Below are 14,450 nucleotides of genomic sequence, written 5' to 3' on the forward strand. Positions count from 1 at the left end.
CCGTGCGCGTCACAGCTCCTGCCGCCGGAACAGCGCGGCGGCGCCCAGCACCGCCAGCACGGCGACGGCCAGCGAGATGAGCACCGACCACAGCACGGCGTCGCCGTCCGTGGGCGCCCCGGCCGCCAGCGACGTGGCCTGGCCGAGTAGTCCCGCGGGCGACCAGTCGGCGAGCGGCTTCCACACGCCGGCGACCGAGATCACCGCGAACAGACCGAGTCCAGCGCCCGCCGCGCCCGCCGCCGATGGGATGAGCACCGAGAACAGGGTCATCACGGCGAGGTAGAACACCGCGAGCACGAGCCAGACCAGCGCGGACGACCACAGGGCGCCCCCGGGAGCTTCGCCGAACACGGCGGCGGTCACCGCCCAGGTCACGAGGGTCCCGGCCACCAGCAGCACCGCGAGGTAGACCGCGTTGACGATGGCCTTCACCACCACGAACGCCACCCGCGACACCGGCTTGGTGAGCACGAGGATCGCCGTGCCGCCGCGTCGCTCGCCCGACACGATCCCGCCGTAGATGATGACCAGGGCGAAGATCCCGATCTGGCCGAGGTTCTTGATCCACTGGCCGTATGCGTCGAGCACGGTCGGAGGCGGCAGCTTCAGGGAGGAGAACTGGTTTCCGGCGACCGCGGCGAGCATCTCCGGGGTGTACTTGGCGAGCAGCGGGCCGGTGAGTGCGAAGAGCAGCAGAATGGCCGGGAGCACGAAGACGCGCCAGGTGCGGAGGATCTCGAACGCCTCCTTGCGGGCGAACACGAGGGCGGAGCGCATCACGCCACCTCCCCGACCAGCTCGACGAACACGTCTTCCAGACCGGGTTCGACCGCCTCCAGCCGCACCAGCCCGGCGTGCTGCGCGGCGACGAGCGCCGGCAGTTCGCGCTGTGCGGCATCCTGGTCGGCAACCAGCACCTCGATGGTGCCGTGGCCGCCACGGGAGACCGACGTGGCCCACGGCTGCGCCGTGATGGCGGCGGCCAGCGCATCCGCGCCGTCCGTGACCTCGAGCACGATCCGGTGGCCGCTGTGGCGTTCCTTCAGCTCGTGCATGCTCGACTGGGTGAGCACGCGCCCGTGGTTCAGGATCGCGACGGTGTCGCAGACGCGCGCCACATCGCCCAGGATGTGCGAGGAGAAGAAGATCGTCGCCCGGCCGCGCAGCGCGTCGAGCATGTCGAGAACGTCTTTGCGGCCGATCGGGTCGAGGGCGCTCGTCGGCTCGTCGAGCAGCAGCAGACGGGGCGCGTTGATCAGCGCCTGCGCGATCCCGAGCCGCTGCTTCATCCCTCGCGAGTATCCGCCGATCCTGGTGGTCAACCCGGCGAGCCCGGCGATGTCGAGCAGCATCGCCGTCCGCTGGTTCAGGATGCGGTGCTCCAGCCCGAACAGGCCGCCGACGAACCGCATGAACTCCGGCGCCGTCATCCACTCGTAGAAGGCGGGGACATCCGGCAGGAATCCGAGCTGCGCGCGCACGGCGTTGCCCGCCGTGGCGACGTCCTGGCCGAGCACCCGCACCGTCCCGCTGGTCGGCCGGGCAAGCCCGGTGACGATGCGCAGCGCCGTCGTCTTGCCCGCACCGTTCGGACCGAGGAAGCCGAAGATCGAGCCGTCGGCGACGCTCAGGTCCACGGCGTCGAGCGCGCGCTTCCCGCGGAACTCCTTGGTCAGCCCCACCAGCTCCAGCGCGGCGCTCATGCGTCTCCCCCATCGTTTCGGCTGTCGTCCCGTGTGCCGTCTCGCCTGCCGTAGAGGGCGTCGGCGACCTCGGCCATCGTCACCCTGGCCACCGGAGCCTGCACCGGCTGCTCCTGCACCACCCGCAGGCGCCCGACGATGAAGTACAGGATGGGCCCGATCAGGTTGACGACAACGATGATTGCCACCCACACCCACTTGTTGCCGAACGCCACGGCGGCAGTCGGCCTCCGCACCAGATCGACCAGCGCCCACACCAGCAGCACCAGTTGCGCGGCCAGGACGATGCCCAGGATCACGAGCACGGCCACGGGCAGCGAGCCGAGGTCCAGATTCACATGCACCGTCGATCCCTCCACGATTGTTCTCGAATGCGAGAACATTATCACGAGCGAGAACAAAACCTCTAGACTGGGCGGATGAACAGCTCGGAGCTCCTCCTCCACCCCGTGCGGCTGCGCATCGTGCAGGCGTTCCTCGGCGACAGGACGCTCACGACCGCCCAGCTCGCCGAGGAACTCTCCGACGTGCCGACCGCGACGCTCTACCGCCACGTCTCACTTCTCAGTAACGCGGGCGTCCTCGAGGTGGTCTCCGAGCGGCGGGTCCGCGGCGGGGTCGAGCGCACCCTCGCCCTCCGCGTGGATGCCGCACGCGTCACGCCGGACGAGCTGGCGACCCTGAGCACCGAGCAGCACGCCGCGATGTTCCGGGCGTACATCGCCCACCTCCTCACCGCGTTCGACGAGTACCTGGCCGCCGGGGCGCCCGACCTGGTCGCCGACGGCGCTGGGTACAGCATGTCCGGGCTCTGGCTGAGCGACGCCGAGTTCGCCGAACTCGGCGCGGAGCTCGGACAGGTCTTCGCCTCCCGGATCGGAAACACCCCGACCGACGACCGGCGGCTCCGGATGTTCGCGAGCGTGGTCATCCCGCAGGATGTACCCCGGAATGAGGGTTAACGTCCCCCGCACCTCCTGCCACAATGGGACTGCTGCACACCCGAAATGACAGCGCCTTATTCGCTTGACGAAACAGGAGAGGGGTGTGCATGCGTATCCGAGGCATCAGGTCGGCCATCGCCGGCGCAGGCTTCGTCGTTCTGGCGGCCGCCGTGCTGGCACCCGCCGCCGCGAACGCGGTCGCCAACGTCTCCGAGGGCTCGTCGCCGTCCGCGATCACCAGCGTGTGGGCGTGGGGCAACCCCATCGACCCGGCGACCGACGCCCGTGGCCTCGGCCAGCAGCAGTTCCAGCCGGATGCACTCGCCGCCTTCGCCGCTGAGCATCACCTGACCAGCGTCTACCTGTCCGTGCCGTGGGCGCCGCAGGAGGGCGCGTTCGCCACCTGGCTGCCCCAGGCCGTCGAGGCGCTGCACGGTGCAGGCGTGACGACCGTCGCCGCGCTCGGCGGGGATCCGGAGTGGGCCAGGCAGCCGCAGCTCGCCGCACAGTGGACCCACGATGCGCTCGCCACGGCCGACTTCGACGCGATCCAGTTCGACGTCGAGCCGTGGGCGTCTGCGGCAGGCGAACCCGACCTCGGCGTCATCGTGCCGCAGCTGAGCACGATGTTCGACGCGGCGGCCGCCGTCGCGAACGGCACGCCGATCGGCGCCGACCTGCCGTGGTGGCTGGAAGCGAAGCCGTACGGAGCCTCCACGGCGTTCGACAGCCTGCTCCCCCACCTCGACACGGTCGCGATCGTCGCGTTCTCCGATCACGCGGCGGTCGCCGACGGGATCGTCGCGCTCGCCCAGCCGGCCGCCACCGCTGCCGCAGCGCGATCCGTACCGTTCACCGTCGGCGTCGAGACGGACACGCCCGCCGTCGCGGGAGGGCCGCAGTACACGTTCGGCGACGACACCGCCGTCGCCCTCGAAGCCCAGACCGCGCTGGCGCGGCAGCAGCTCTCCGGGATCGCGGGATACCGCGGGGTCACCGCGGAGCACCTGCTCGCCTGGCAGGCGCTGATCGCGCAGTAGCGGCGCCCGGCCGGCTCAGCCCGGATCAGCCATCCGCTGCGGCGCGCAGGGCGGCGATGTCCAGCTTGCCCATGCTCAGCATCGCCTGCACGGCGCGGTTCGACCTCGCCGGATCCGGATCGCTGATCAGCTCGTCCAGAACGGACGGCACGATCTGCCAGCTGAGGCCCCACCGGTCTTTCAGCCAGCCGCACTGCCCTGGCTCTCCCCCGTCGGAGGTGAGCGCATCCCACAGCCGGTCGACCTCCGCCTGGTCGTCGACGGTCACCGAGAACGAGAACGCCTCGGTGAACGGGAAGAGCGGGCCGCCGTTCAGCGCCATCACCCCCACGCCGTCGAGCTCGAACCGCACCCTGGACACCCCGGCCGCCTGACCGGGCGCATCCGGTGCGAACCTGCTGACGTCCAGCATCCGCGAGTTCGGGATGACCGAGACGTAGAACTCCGCCGCCTGCTCCGCCTGGTCGTCGAACCACAGGAAGGGACTGACTCGGGACATCGTGGGCTCCTCTGCTCGTCTGCACTGGCTGAACTGGCGCCCATGCTACTAGCGGGCGGGTAACGTAGCGATGTGTTCACGAGCTATATCGCCGTCGGCGACAGTTTCACGGAGGGTGTCGGAGACGAACTGCCGGACGGCCGCACGCGCGGCTGGGCCGACTTCGTCGCGCTGGGGCTGGCCATCGCGGCCGGCAGGGACGGCGAGGACGTGCGCTACGCCAACCTCGCCATCCGGGGGCGCAAGCTGAGCCCGCTGATCGAGGAGCAGCTGCCGCCCGCCATCGCCCAGCACCCGCAGCTGATCAGCCTGAACGGCGGAGGCAACGACATCATGCGGCCCCGCGTCTCCATCGACGGCGTCGCGACCCAGCTGGTGGATGCGGCGAAGCGCGTCACCGCGGAGGGCATCCACCTGCTGCTGCTGAGCGGCGCGAACCCGTCGGCGCACCTGCCGATGGGCGGCCTGGTGCGCCGCCGGGGCAACGAGCTCGCCGATGCGGTGCGCAGCCACCTCCCGCTCGAGAACGTCACCTTCGTCGACAACTGGGCCGACGAGACCCTCTGGGACCTGCGCTACTGGTCGCCGGACCGCCTGCACCTCAACCCGCTCGGCCACGCGCGCGTCGCGAGCAATGTGCTCACCGCGTTCGGCGTCCCCGTTCCCGCGGAGTGGGGCGTGGAGGAGGTCGCCGCCGCTTCGCCGGGAGAGCGGTCCCGCCGCACCGCGGACTACTACCGGCGCTACGTGCTGCCGTGGATCGGCCGCAGGCTCACCGGCCGCTCCTCCGGAGACGGCCGGGCGGCGAAGATCGCCGAGCTCACCGTCGTCGATCCGACGGCGGCCTCCCCGCTCTGACCGCGCAGGTCGTCCTCAGCCCTCAGTCGTTGTCGCCACCCGTCGTGTCGAAGCGCGTCGTCCGCGTGCCGCCCGCCCAGGTCCACTCCGCGACCTCGGGGATGTCCTCGCCGTGTGCCCGCGTGTACTCGCGGGCGGCGATGCGCGCATCCTGCATCTCCTGGCGGAACGCGCCCTCGCGGGCGGCGAGGCCCGGCACCCGGTCGAGCACGTCGATCACCAGGTGGTACCGGTCCAGGTCGTTGAGCATCACCATGTCGAACGGCGTCGTGGTGGTGCCCTCCTCCTTGTAGCCGCGCACGTGCAGGTTGTCGTGGCCGGCCCGCCGGTAGGTCAGGCGGTGGATCAGCCACGGGTAGCCGTGATAGGCGAAGATCACCGGCTTGTCGGTGGTGAACAGGGCGTTGTACGCGTGGTCGTTGAGACCGTGCGGATGCTCGCCCTCGCTCTGCAGCCGCATCAGGTCGACCACGTTGACCACGCGCACCTTCAGCGACGGGATGCGCTCCCGCAGGATGGACGCGGCGGCCAGCACCTCCAGGGTCGGGATGTCGCCCGCGCAGCCGAGGACCACATCCGGTTCCTCGCCGTCCACCTCGGTGCCCGCCCAGTCGAAGATGCCGATGCCGCGGGTGCAGTGGGCGATCGCCTCCTCCATCGTCAGCCAGTTCGGCGCCGGCTGCTTGCCGGCGACCACCACGTTCACGTAGTCGACGGAGCGCAGGCAGTGGTCGTACGTCGACAGCAGCGTGTTCGCGTCGAACGGCAGGTACACCCGCACGATGTCGGCCTTCTTGTTGACCACGTGGTCGATGAAGCCGGGATCCTGGTGGGACGCCCCGTTGTGGTCCTGCCGCCAGACGTGCGAGCTGAGCAGATAGTTGAGCGATGCCACCGGCCGCCGCCACTCGATCTCCCTGGACGACTTCAGCCACTTGGCGTGCTGGTTGAACATCGAGTCGACGATGTGGATGAACGCCTCGTACGAGTTGACCACCCCGTGCCTGCCGGTGAGCAGGTAGCCCTCCAGCCAGCCCTGGCACTGGTGCTCGCTGAGCATCTCCATCACCCGTCCGGAGCGGGCGAGGTGGTTGTCCTCGTCGATCGGCCAGAACTCGGCGTTCCACTGCTTGGCGGTCACGTCGTAGACGGCCTGCAGCCGGTTGGAGGCCGTCTCGTCCGGCCCGAACAGGCGGAAGTCGCGCGGGTTCGCCTCCATCACGTCCCTGAACCACTCGCCCAGCACCTTCGTCGCCTCTGCGACGGTCTCGCCCGGCGACGGGACATCCACCGCGTACTCCCGGAAGTCGGGCAGCCGCAGGTCGCGTCGCAGCAGTCCGCCGTTGGCGACGGGGTTGGCGCTCATCCGCCTGTCGCCGTCCGGCGCGAGCGCGGTGACGAGTTCGACCGGGGCTCCCGACTCGTCGAACAGTTCCTCCGGCCGGTACGACGCCATCCAGCTCTCCAGCAGGCGCGTGTGCGCCTCGGTGTCGCGGGCATCGGCGAGCGGCACCTGGTGGGACCGCCAGTTGTTCTCCGCCGGATGCCCGTCGATCTCCTTCGGGCAGGTCCAGCCTTTCGGCGTGCGCAGGATGAGCATCGGCCAGGCCGGCCGCTCGGTCAGCTCACCCGCCGCGGCGGCCGCCTTGATGCCCGCGATCTGGTCCACGATGCGGTCCATCGTCTCCGCCATCCGCTCGTGCACGGCGCGCGGGTCCTCCCCGTCGAAGCCGCCGGAGACGAGGTACGGCGTGTGGCCGTATCCCCGCATCAGGTCGAACAGCTCGCTCTCCGGGATGCGCGCCAGCACGGTCGGGTTGGCGATCTTGTAGCCGTTGAGGTGCAGGATCGGCAGCACGACGCCGTCTGTGACGGGGTCGAGGAACTTGTTCGAGTGCCAGGCGGTCGCGAGCGGGCCGGTCTCCGCCTCCCCGTCGCCGACGACGGCGGCGACCAGCAGGTCCGGGTTGTCGAACGCCGCACCGTACGCGTGCGAGAGCGCGTAGCCGAGCTCGCCGCCCTCGTGGATCGACCCCGGCGTCTCCGGAGCGGCGTGGCTCGGGATGCCGCCGGGGAACGAGAACTGCCGGAACAGGCGGCGGAGCCCGTCCGTGCTCCTGTCGATCGCGCTGTAGATCTCGCTGTACGTGCCGTCGAGGTAGGCGCTCGCCACCACTCCTGGGCCGCCGTGGCCGGGGCCGGCGACGAAGATCGTGTCCAGGTCACGCTCCTGGATCACCCGGTTGAGGTGCGCGTAGATGAAGTTCAGGCCGGGCGTCGTGCCCCAGTGGCCGAGCAGCCGCGGCTTGATGTGGTCGCGGGTCAACGGCTCGCGCAGCAACGGATTGTCCAGCAGGTAGATCTGGCCGACCGAGAGGTAGTTGGCGGCTCGCCACCACGCATCCAATCGGTCGAGAGTCTCGGGAGTGAGCGTGGTGGTCGGTGTCGTCACAGGATTCCTTCCCCTCGCTCGGCATCCTACGGGGGGACCGCTCCGAACAACAGGTATGGATGTCTCCACCGTCGACACAGCGCTCGGACCCGTGACCGTGCGCCACACGCCCCGGGAGTCGCACACCGCCACGATCCTGCTGCACGGTGCCGCCGGCTCCTGGACCACCTGGCGCGCGGCCATCGGCGCCGCGGAGACGGGAGGCTCCGTGGCCGACCTGGTCGTGCCCGACCTGCCCGGCTGGGGAGACTCCCCCGTCGACGACCTGTCGGCGCTCGACGCGACCGGCCTGGCCGACGCGGTGGCCCAGGTCGCCCGCTCCCTCGGATACACCCGCTGGCGTCTCGTCGGCCACTCCCTCGGCGGCTTCGTCGCGCTCGAACTGGCCGTGCGCGAACCGGCAGCCACCGAGTCCGTGCTGCTGGTCTCCGCGACCACGTTCGGCGGCCGCGGCGACCGCCTCGGCCCGCTCGGCCGCCTCCTGAACTACGCGCCGCTGATGCTGCTCGCCGTGGGCATCCGGATGCTCGCGGGGCTCGGACCGTACGCCGCGCGGTTCGTCCGCGCGCTCGACGGCAGCGGGATCCTGACACTGCTGGCCGCTCCCCTGTTCACCGTGGTCGACCGCCAGGCCGTGCACGACCTCGCGCACGACCTGCGCCCCGGCGCGTTCCTCCGGGCGCTGCACTGCGCGACGACGTACCCCGCGGCTGCCCGCTGGGCGCGCATCCGGTGCCCCGTGCTGGCACTGCACGGCGACAGGGACGTGTTCGTCGGTGCGGACGACGACGACCGGCTGGCGGCGATCATCCCGGACTTCCGCGCTGTGGTGATTCCGGCGACCGGGCACTTCGGGCACGTCGAGCACCCCACGATCCTCGCCGGGGCGCTGCACGCGCGGTAGCGTGGCGGCATGACACAGCCGTCGATCACCGTCGAATCCGTCGGAGCGGACACCTGGGACGAGCTGCGCACCGTGTTCGGGGAGCGCGGGGACCCCTCCGGATGCTGGTGCCAGTGGTTCAAGCTGAGCGGCGGAGAGTTCCGCGCGACGTCCACCGACGAGAAGACCGCGCTGCTGCACACGTCCGTCGAGCAGGGATCCCCCGGCGTCATCGCGCGCATCGACGGCGAGCCGGTCGGTTGGTCCGCCGTGGAGCCGTACACCGCGTATCCGGGACTGCGGCGCTCGCCGATCACCAAACGGCTGGCGGGCGATCCCGACGACCCGTGGGCGGTCACCTGCTTCGTCGTGCGCGTCGACCACCGCAAGCGCGGGGTCGCCCGCGCGCTGCTCGCCGGAGCGGTCGAGCACGCGGCGGAGCGCGGCGCGGAGGTGATCGAGGGCTACCCGGTCGACCCGGGCGTCCGGCCGTCGCTCAGCGCTGCGGAGCGCTACCACGGCACGGTCTCGCTGTTCGAGTCCGCCGGGTTCGCGGTGGTGCGGCGGCCCTCGGCCACGCGCGCGATCATGCGGCGTGAGCTGGTGCCGTGACCCCATAAGCTCGTCTGGTGACACCCAGACGCGACCGCCTGATCGGCGCAGGCACCCAGGTCGCGACCGAGGTCAGCATCAACTTCGGATCGTCGGTGGCCGGGCTGCTCATCCCGATCGTCGGGTCCGTGGTGGTCGTGGCGGTCAGGCAGGTCATCACCGCCATCGCGGTCCTCCCGTTCTACCGCCCGAAGCGGGCGGAACTCACCTGGCGGCGCCTCTGGCCGGCCATCGCGCTCGGCGTGGTGCTGGCGACCATGAACCTCAGCTTCTACGAGGCGGTCGGCAGGCTCGGGCTCGGCATCGCCGCCACCATCGAGTTCCTCGGACCGTTCGCGCTCGCGCTGGCCGGCTCCCGCCGGGTCGTGGATGTGGTGTGCGCGCTCTTCGCGGCGGGCGGCGTCGTGCTGCTCACCGGCACGGAGGGTGCGATCGACCCGCTCGGGGTCGTGCTCGCCCTGACGGCCGCCGCGAGCTGGGCGGCGTACATCCTGCTCACGCGCCGCGTCGCCACACGCCTGCCGGGGCTGGAAGGGCTGAGCGTCGCGAGCGTGGTCGCCACGATCATCCTGCTGCCGATCGCCCTGTTCGTGGTCGACTACAGCCGTCTCAACTGGCCGGTGCTCGGGATGCTCGTGGCAGCGGGCGTGCTGTCCTCCGCCATCCCGTACAGCCTCGACACGTTCATCCTGCGCAGGATCACCCCGCGGCTCTACGCGGTCATCACGAGCCTCGGGCCCGCCATCGCAACCCTGTTCGGCGTGCTCGTGCTGCACGAGTCGTTCAGCGGAATCCAGCTGCTCGGGATCGCGGTGGTCTGCGTCGCGGCGGGCGTCACCATCGCCACGCAGCGCGACCACCCGAAGTCCGACCTCGAATCGGCCGCGGAAGCCATTCCGTAGGGCGAGCCCTAGGAGAGGATGTCCTTCGTCGTGAACCGGCCGACCGCCAGCGCGCCGAACACCGCGACGTAGCCGAGCTGCAGTAGAGCGTTGCTGCCGAACGCGTCCCAGCTCACCGGGTCGCGCAGGAAGTCGGCGAAGCCGAACCAGTAGTGACTGAACAGCCAGGGATGCAGCGCCTCCAGCTGCGGCAGCTGGTCGAGCACCTGCGACACCACCGAGAGCACGATGGTCGCCGCCATCGCACCGACCGGCACGTCGGTCAGGGTGGAGAAGAACAGTCCGATGGCGCACAGCCCGAGCAGGGACACGACCACGTACGCGCCGATCATGAGCAGGCGCCCGAACGCATCCAACGGCCCGACCTGCGTGCCGGACAGCAGGGTGACCGGCCCGATCGGGAACAGGATGGCGCCGATCGCCGACCCGGCGACGATCACCACCAGGGTCCCCGCGATGCAGAATGCCGCAGCTCCCGCGTACTTCACGGCGAGCAGCCGCAGCCGCCCGGCCGGGGCGATCACCAGGTAGCGCAGCGTGCCGTGGCTCGCCTCCCCCGCGATGGTGTCTCCGGCGACCACCCCGACGGTGAGCGGCAGGAACAGCGGAACGCACACCACCAGCGCCGTGAAGCCGACGAACAGGCCGTTCGCGGTGATCTGGTCGAGGAAGGCCGGACCACGCCCGGCGCGCGCCCCGCCGGTCAGCCGCACAGCAATGGCGATCAGGATGGGGATGGCGGCGAGGGCCGCGAGCATCGCCCAGGTGCGCCAGCGCCGGAACAGCACGGACAGCTCCGACCAGAGCAGCGACCACCCGGCCGCCGGACGCGCCCGATTCGCCGTCGGCACCGGATGCGGGGGCGCGGCTTCCGCCCCTGCTCCCCCGCCGGTCGCCGTCTCACTGCTCGACATCGAAGCCCTCCCCGGTGAGCTCCACGAAACGTTCCTCCAGCGTCGACCCGTGCACGCCGAAGCCGCGCACCCGCACGCCGCCGGCGACGAGGGCCGCCACGATGTCCTCCGCGGCGGGCGCGGGGACGGGGAGCGGCGCATCCAGGACGCTGCCGGACTCGGTGGTCGTGCCAGAGCCGGAGTTGGCCGCCGTGGCGGTGGCCGGGGCGATCCCGAGCCCGGTGAGGATGGTCGCCGCCGCCCGCGCATCCGGGGTCTCGACGCGCACGCGCGGTCCCGTGGCGCCGCGCAGCTCGTCGAGCGAGCCCTGCGCGACCAGCCGTCCGGTGCGCATGATCGCGGCGTGCGTGCAGATCTGCTCGATCTCGGCGAGCAGGTGGCTGGACACGAACACCGTGCGTCCCTCGTCGGCGAGGGAACGCACGAGCGAGCGCACCTCCCTGGTGCCCTGCGGGTCGAGGCCGTTGGTCGGCTCGTCCAGGATGAGCAGATCGCGGTCGGTGAGCAGGGCGCCGGCGATGCCGAGGCGCTGCTTCATGCCGAGCGAGTACGCGCGCACGTTCCTTCCCGCCGCGTGGGTGAGCCCGACTCGGTCGAGAGCGGCGGCGACACGCGCGCGACGCGTTGCGGACGGGGCGTAGCGGTCGGCGGAGTCGCGGCGCAGCAGGTTGGCCGTCCCGGACAGGTACGGCGCGAACGCCGGCCCTTCGACCAGCGCCCCGACCCGCGGGAGGACGGTCGCCCCGCTGGCGGGCATCAGCTGCTCGAACAGCCGGATCTCCCCGGCTGACGCGGAGACCAGCCCGAGCAGCATCCGGATGGTCGTGGTCTTGCCCGACCCGTTCGGCCCGAGGAACCCGAACACCGAGCCGCGCGGGACGTGCAGGTCCATACCGTCGACCACGGTGCGCGAGCCGAACCGCTTGCTGAGGCCGCTCGTCGTGATGGCGGCGGCTGCGTCGGTCACCGAGCGGCGGCCTGCAGGGCGGACACGGGCACCGCGCCGGCGAACACCCGTCCGTCGTCGGTGACGAGCACAGACACGAGAGAGGTGCTGAAGGCGCGTCCGCCGTCCACCGGGGTGGTCAGCTGAGCGAACAGCGGGGACGAGGTGAGGTCGGAGGGAACGGAGCCAGCCGGTGCGCTGACGACCGCGTCCCAGCCGGTGCCGGTGACGGTCGGCTTGGCGTGCGAGCCTGCCTCCGCCTTCTTCTCGCCCGGGGCGGGAAGCGCCTGCTCCGTCACCGTCGCGCCGCTCGGCGGCGTGAACGCGAACACGCTCGCGGACGGCGTCGCCGTGCTGAACTCGCTGAACCCGGCCTCGAAGGCCGGCGTGCTCTGGCCGCGTGCATCCACCTGCACCCGCAGCGGGATGCCCGTGGTGCCGTCGACCGCGATGGAGACGGAGCCGACGAGCGTCGCGTCGGTCTTCGGGGTGAGCACGAGGTCGTACGCGTCGCGTCCGGCGACCTTCACCGGGTCGCCAAGGGTGACCGACGTGCTGGGATCGACGGCCGCGAGGAAGGTCTGCGCCAGCTGCGACGGGGTCGTGGCCGCGCCCGTCGTTGCATCCGGGTCCGGTCGCCTGTTGTCCGGCGACTTCACGGTGGAGCGATCGGGCAGCGTCACGTGCGTGACCTTCTTGCCGGTCGACGTGTAGAGCCAGACGTCGGAGCCGTTGCGGATCACATCCCGTTCGGCCAGCTGGTCGAGCACCTGGAGGCGCTGCTTCGCCGGGCCGTCCACGTACACCTTCGCCGTGTGGTCGCCGGTCAGCAGCTCCAGGATGCTCGCGGCATCACCGGACGCAGAACCCGACGCCGAGCCGGAACCCGACCCTGGCCCGGTCGACGGGATCGACGGCAGCCCGAGCTCCGAGCTCTGCTCGATCGTGCCGGAGAACGCCTTCACGTCACTCGCCGCGACCAGCCGGAGCACCTCGTCCGGCGTCTTCGACGGAAGATCGGCGGCCCCGGCGGTGAGCGGCGCGATGATGACACCGGCCGCGATCGCGGCAGGCACGACAGCGGCGGGAAGCCAACGGACCCAGCGGCGTTTCATGGAGTCGAGACTACGCCTGTGGCGGGTCGGCGAACCCTCGGGGATGCTGCGAACTCCGTGGGAAACGCCGAACGGCCCCCGCACATCGCGGGGGCCGTTCGCACATCCTGACGTCTTAGAGGACGTCGCCCACCCTGTGGACGCGGATGTCGTTGGTGGTTCCGGGGATTCCGGGAGGGGAACCCGAGATGATGATGACCTTGTCGCCGTTCACGGCGCGGCCGGTCGACTTCAGAGCCTCGTCCACCTGCGCGACCATCTGGTCGGTGTGGGTGACGCGCGAGACGACGAACGACTCGACGCCCCAGTTCAGCGCCATGCGACGACGCACCGACTCCTCCGGCGTGAACGCCAGGATCGGGATCTTGTTCCGGATGCGCGACATGCGGCGGGCGGACTCGCCGGACTCGGTGAACACGCAGAGGTACTTCGCCTCGACGAACTCGGCCACCTCGACGGCGGCGAGGGTGATCGCTCCGCTCTGGGTGCGGGGCTTGGTGCCGAGCGGCTGGATGCGGTCGAGACCGTGCTCCTCCGTCGACTCCACGATGCGCGCCATGGTCTGCACCGTGATGACCGGGTACTCGCCAACGCTGGTCTCGCCGGAGAGCATGACCGCGTCAGCACCGTCGAGGACGGCGTTGGCGACGTCGGAGGTCTCCGCGCGGGTGGGGACGGGGCTGGAGATCATCGACTCGAGCATCTGCGTGGCGACGATGACCGGCTTGGCCGCACGGCGGGCGAGCTCGACGGCGCGCTTCTGCACGATCGGGACGGCTTCGAGCGGCAGCTCGACGCCCAGGTCGCCACGGGCGACCATGATCGCGTCGAACGCCTCGATGATGCCCTCGAGGTTGTCGACGGCCTGCGGCTTCTCGATCTTGGCGACGACGGGGAGCTTGCGGCCCTCCTCCGCCATGATCTCGTGCACGCGCTCGATGTCGGCGGCGTTCCGCACGAACGACAGCGCGATGAGGTCCGCGCCGAGCTTGAGGCCCCAGCGGAGGTCCGCCTCGTCCTTCTCGGACAGCGCAGGCACGTTGACCGCGACGCCGGGCAGGTTGATGCCCTTGTTGTTGGAGACGGGACCGGCGACGATCACCTTGGTGGTGACGACCGTGCCGTCGGTCTCCACGACCTGCACGCGCACCTTGCCGTCGTCGATGAGGAGGAAGTCGCCCGGCTTGACGTCCTGGGGCAGCCCCTTGAACGTGGTGGAGGATATCTCCTTGGTGCCGATGATGTCTTCGGTGGTGATCTTGAAGATGTCGCCTTCGGCGAGGTCGTATGGACCGGCCTCGAACTTGCCGAGGCGGATCTTCGGGCCCTGGAGGTCGACCAGGACGGCGACCGGCTTGCCTGCGTCGTCGGCGGCCTTGCGCACGTTGGCGTAAACGCCCTCGTGGACGTCGTAGCTTCCGTGACTCAGGTTCATCCTGGCCACGTCAACACCCGCGTCGATGATCGCGCGGATGTTGTCATAGCTCGAGGTCGCTGGCCCGAGGGTCGCGACGATTTTCGCCCTTCTCATACTTTTTGCTTGCTCCGTGATTCTGCGCCCCTGACGGCGCTCGATTCG

The 14,450-nt window shown here is 70.6% G+C and carries 15 protein-coding genes; 6 read left to right on the top strand and 9 right to left on the bottom strand.

Features of this window, described 5'->3' with window-relative positions:
• Positions 1-9: 9 nt before the first annotated feature.
• The 3 genes from HF024_RS10530 to HF024_RS10540 are packed head-to-tail and all read right to left on the bottom strand — an operon-like array spanning position 10 to position 2,050.
• Complete coding sequence (locus tag HF024_RS10530; RefSeq protein ID WP_247597430.1) at positions 10-780, bottom strand: ABC transporter permease subunit; 771 nt, start codon at positions 778-780, stop codon at positions 10-12.
• Positions 780-1,706, bottom strand: coding sequence for an ABC transporter ATP-binding protein (locus tag HF024_RS10535; RefSeq protein ID WP_168689524.1), 927 nt, complete (start codon positions 1,704-1,706; stop codon positions 780-782). The genes HF024_RS10530 and HF024_RS10535 overlap by 1 nt, the downstream gene beginning before the upstream one ends.
• On the bottom strand, positions 1,703-2,050 hold the full coding sequence (locus tag HF024_RS10540) for a PLDc N-terminal domain-containing protein (RefSeq protein ID WP_210723941.1): 348 nt from the start codon (positions 2,048-2,050) through the stop codon (positions 1,703-1,705). Before HF024_RS10540 ends, HF024_RS10535 begins: the two co-directional genes overlap by 4 nt.
• A 75-nt stretch (positions 2,051-2,125) precedes the next feature.
• On the opposite strand from HF024_RS10540, the gene HF024_RS10545 reads away from it, so the two are divergent.
• Positions 2,126-2,668 carry a helix-turn-helix domain-containing protein gene (locus tag HF024_RS10545; protein WP_168689526.1) on the top strand — a complete coding sequence of 181 codons (543 nt, stop codon included), beginning with the start codon at positions 2,126-2,128 and terminating at the stop codon, positions 2,666-2,668.
• A gap of 89 nt (positions 2,669-2,757) precedes the next feature.
• Positions 2,758-3,690 (top strand): hypothetical protein, encoded by a 933-nt coding sequence (locus HF024_RS10550; RefSeq protein WP_168689527.1) that lies wholly within the window; start codon positions 2,758-2,760, stop codon positions 3,688-3,690.
• A 25-nt stretch (positions 3,691-3,715) separates the two neighbouring features.
• On the opposite strand, the gene HF024_RS10555 is transcribed toward HF024_RS10550, so the two are convergent.
• Positions 3,716-4,189, bottom strand: coding sequence for a VOC family protein (locus HF024_RS10555; protein ID WP_168689528.1), 474 nt, complete (start codon positions 4,187-4,189; stop codon positions 3,716-3,718).
• A gap of 72 nt (positions 4,190-4,261) precedes the next feature.
• Here HF024_RS10555 and HF024_RS10560 point away from each other — a divergent pair, with 72 nt between their 5' ends.
• Positions 4,262-5,047, top strand: coding sequence for an SGNH/GDSL hydrolase family protein (locus tag HF024_RS10560; RefSeq protein ID WP_168689529.1), 786 nt, complete (start codon positions 4,262-4,264; stop codon positions 5,045-5,047).
• Positions 5,048-5,069: 22 nt separating this feature from the next.
• Here the strand turns inward: HF024_RS10560 and HF024_RS10565 are convergent, their stop codons facing one another.
• The gene (locus HF024_RS10565; RefSeq protein WP_168689530.1) at positions 5,070-7,499 is read right to left on the bottom strand and encodes a phosphoketolase family protein; all 2,430 of its coding nucleotides are present in this window, start codon (positions 7,497-7,499) and stop codon (positions 5,070-5,072) included.
• Positions 7,500-7,554: 55 nt separating this feature from the next.
• Here HF024_RS10565 and HF024_RS10570 point away from each other — a divergent pair, with 55 nt between their 5' ends.
• From HF024_RS10570 to HF024_RS10580, 3 genes are read left to right on the top strand one after another with little or no spacing between them, the layout of a single operon-like run.
• On the top strand, positions 7,555-8,403 hold the full coding sequence (locus HF024_RS10570) for an alpha/beta hydrolase (RefSeq protein ID WP_168689531.1): 849 nt from the start codon (positions 7,555-7,557) through the stop codon (positions 8,401-8,403).
• A gap of 9 nt (positions 8,404-8,412) precedes the next feature.
• The gene (locus HF024_RS10575; protein ID WP_168689532.1) at positions 8,413-8,994 is read left to right on the top strand and encodes a GNAT family N-acetyltransferase; all 582 of its coding nucleotides are present in this window, start codon (positions 8,413-8,415) and stop codon (positions 8,992-8,994) included.
• Positions 8,995-9,011: 17 nt separating this feature from the next.
• On the top strand, positions 9,012-9,896 hold the full coding sequence (locus HF024_RS10580) for an EamA family transporter (RefSeq protein WP_247597074.1): 885 nt from the start codon (positions 9,012-9,014) through the stop codon (positions 9,894-9,896).
• Between the two features lie 8 nt (positions 9,897-9,904).
• Here HF024_RS10580 and HF024_RS10585 read toward each other — a convergent pair whose 3' ends face one another.
• The 4 genes from HF024_RS10585 to pyk all read right to left on the bottom strand — a co-directional run bounded on the left by HF024_RS10585 (position 9,905) and on the right by pyk (position 14,402).
• Positions 9,905-10,810, bottom strand: coding sequence for an ABC transporter permease (locus HF024_RS10585; RefSeq protein WP_168689533.1), 906 nt, complete (start codon positions 10,808-10,810; stop codon positions 9,905-9,907).
• Positions 10,797-11,777: an ATP-binding cassette domain-containing protein gene (locus tag HF024_RS10590; protein WP_168689534.1), complete on the bottom strand. Its 981-nt coding sequence runs from the start codon at positions 11,775-11,777 to the stop codon at positions 10,797-10,799. The genes HF024_RS10585 and HF024_RS10590 overlap by 14 nt, the downstream gene beginning before the upstream one ends.
• The gene (locus HF024_RS10595; RefSeq protein WP_168689535.1) at positions 11,774-12,871 is read right to left on the bottom strand and encodes a DUF2092 domain-containing protein; all 1,098 of its coding nucleotides are present in this window, start codon (positions 12,869-12,871) and stop codon (positions 11,774-11,776) included. The genes HF024_RS10590 and HF024_RS10595 overlap by 4 nt, the downstream gene beginning before the upstream one ends.
• 115 nt (positions 12,872-12,986) lie before the next feature.
• Positions 12,987-14,402, bottom strand: a complete 1,416-nt coding sequence (gene pyk, locus HF024_RS10600) for a pyruvate kinase (protein WP_085367707.1) — start codon at positions 14,400-14,402, stop codon at positions 12,987-12,989.
• Positions 14,403-14,450: the final 48 nt, after the last annotated feature.

Origin of the sequence: Leifsonia sp. PS1209, assembly GCF_012317045.1 — a bacterium.
Classification (GTDB): Bacteria; Actinomycetota; Actinomycetes; order Actinomycetales; family Microbacteriaceae; genus Leifsonia.

Coding starts and splice junctions, on each gene's coding strand:
- HF024_RS10530 (WP_247597430.1), bottom strand. CDS start 780: ATGCGCTCCGCCCTCGTGTTCGCCCGCAAGGAGGCGTTCGAGATCCTC.
- HF024_RS10535 (WP_168689524.1), bottom strand. CDS start 1,706: ATGAGCGCCGCGCTGGAGCTGGTGGGGCTGACCAAGGAGTTCCGCGGG.
- HF024_RS10545 (WP_168689526.1), top strand. CDS start 2,126: ATGAACAGCTCGGAGCTCCTCCTCCACCCCGTGCGGCTGCGCATCGTG.
- HF024_RS10550 (WP_168689527.1), top strand. CDS start 2,758: ATGCGTATCCGAGGCATCAGGTCGGCCATCGCCGGCGCAGGCTTCGTC.
- HF024_RS10555 (WP_168689528.1), bottom strand. CDS start 4,189: ATGTCCCGAGTCAGTCCCTTCCTGTGGTTCGACGACCAGGCGGAGCAG.
- HF024_RS10570 (WP_168689531.1), top strand. CDS start 7,555: ATGGATGTCTCCACCGTCGACACAGCGCTCGGACCCGTGACCGTGCGC.
- HF024_RS10575 (WP_168689532.1), top strand. CDS start 8,413: ATGACACAGCCGTCGATCACCGTCGAATCCGTCGGAGCGGACACCTGG.
- HF024_RS10585 (WP_168689533.1), bottom strand. CDS start 10,810: ATGTCGAGCAGTGAGACGGCGACCGGCGGGGGAGCAGGGGCGGAAGCC.
- HF024_RS10595 (WP_168689535.1), bottom strand. CDS start 12,871: ATGAAACGCCGCTGGGTCCGTTGGCTTCCCGCCGCTGTCGTGCCTGCC.
- pyk (WP_085367707.1), bottom strand. CDS start 14,402: ATGAGAAGGGCGAAAATCGTCGCGACCCTCGGGCCAGCGACCTCGAGC.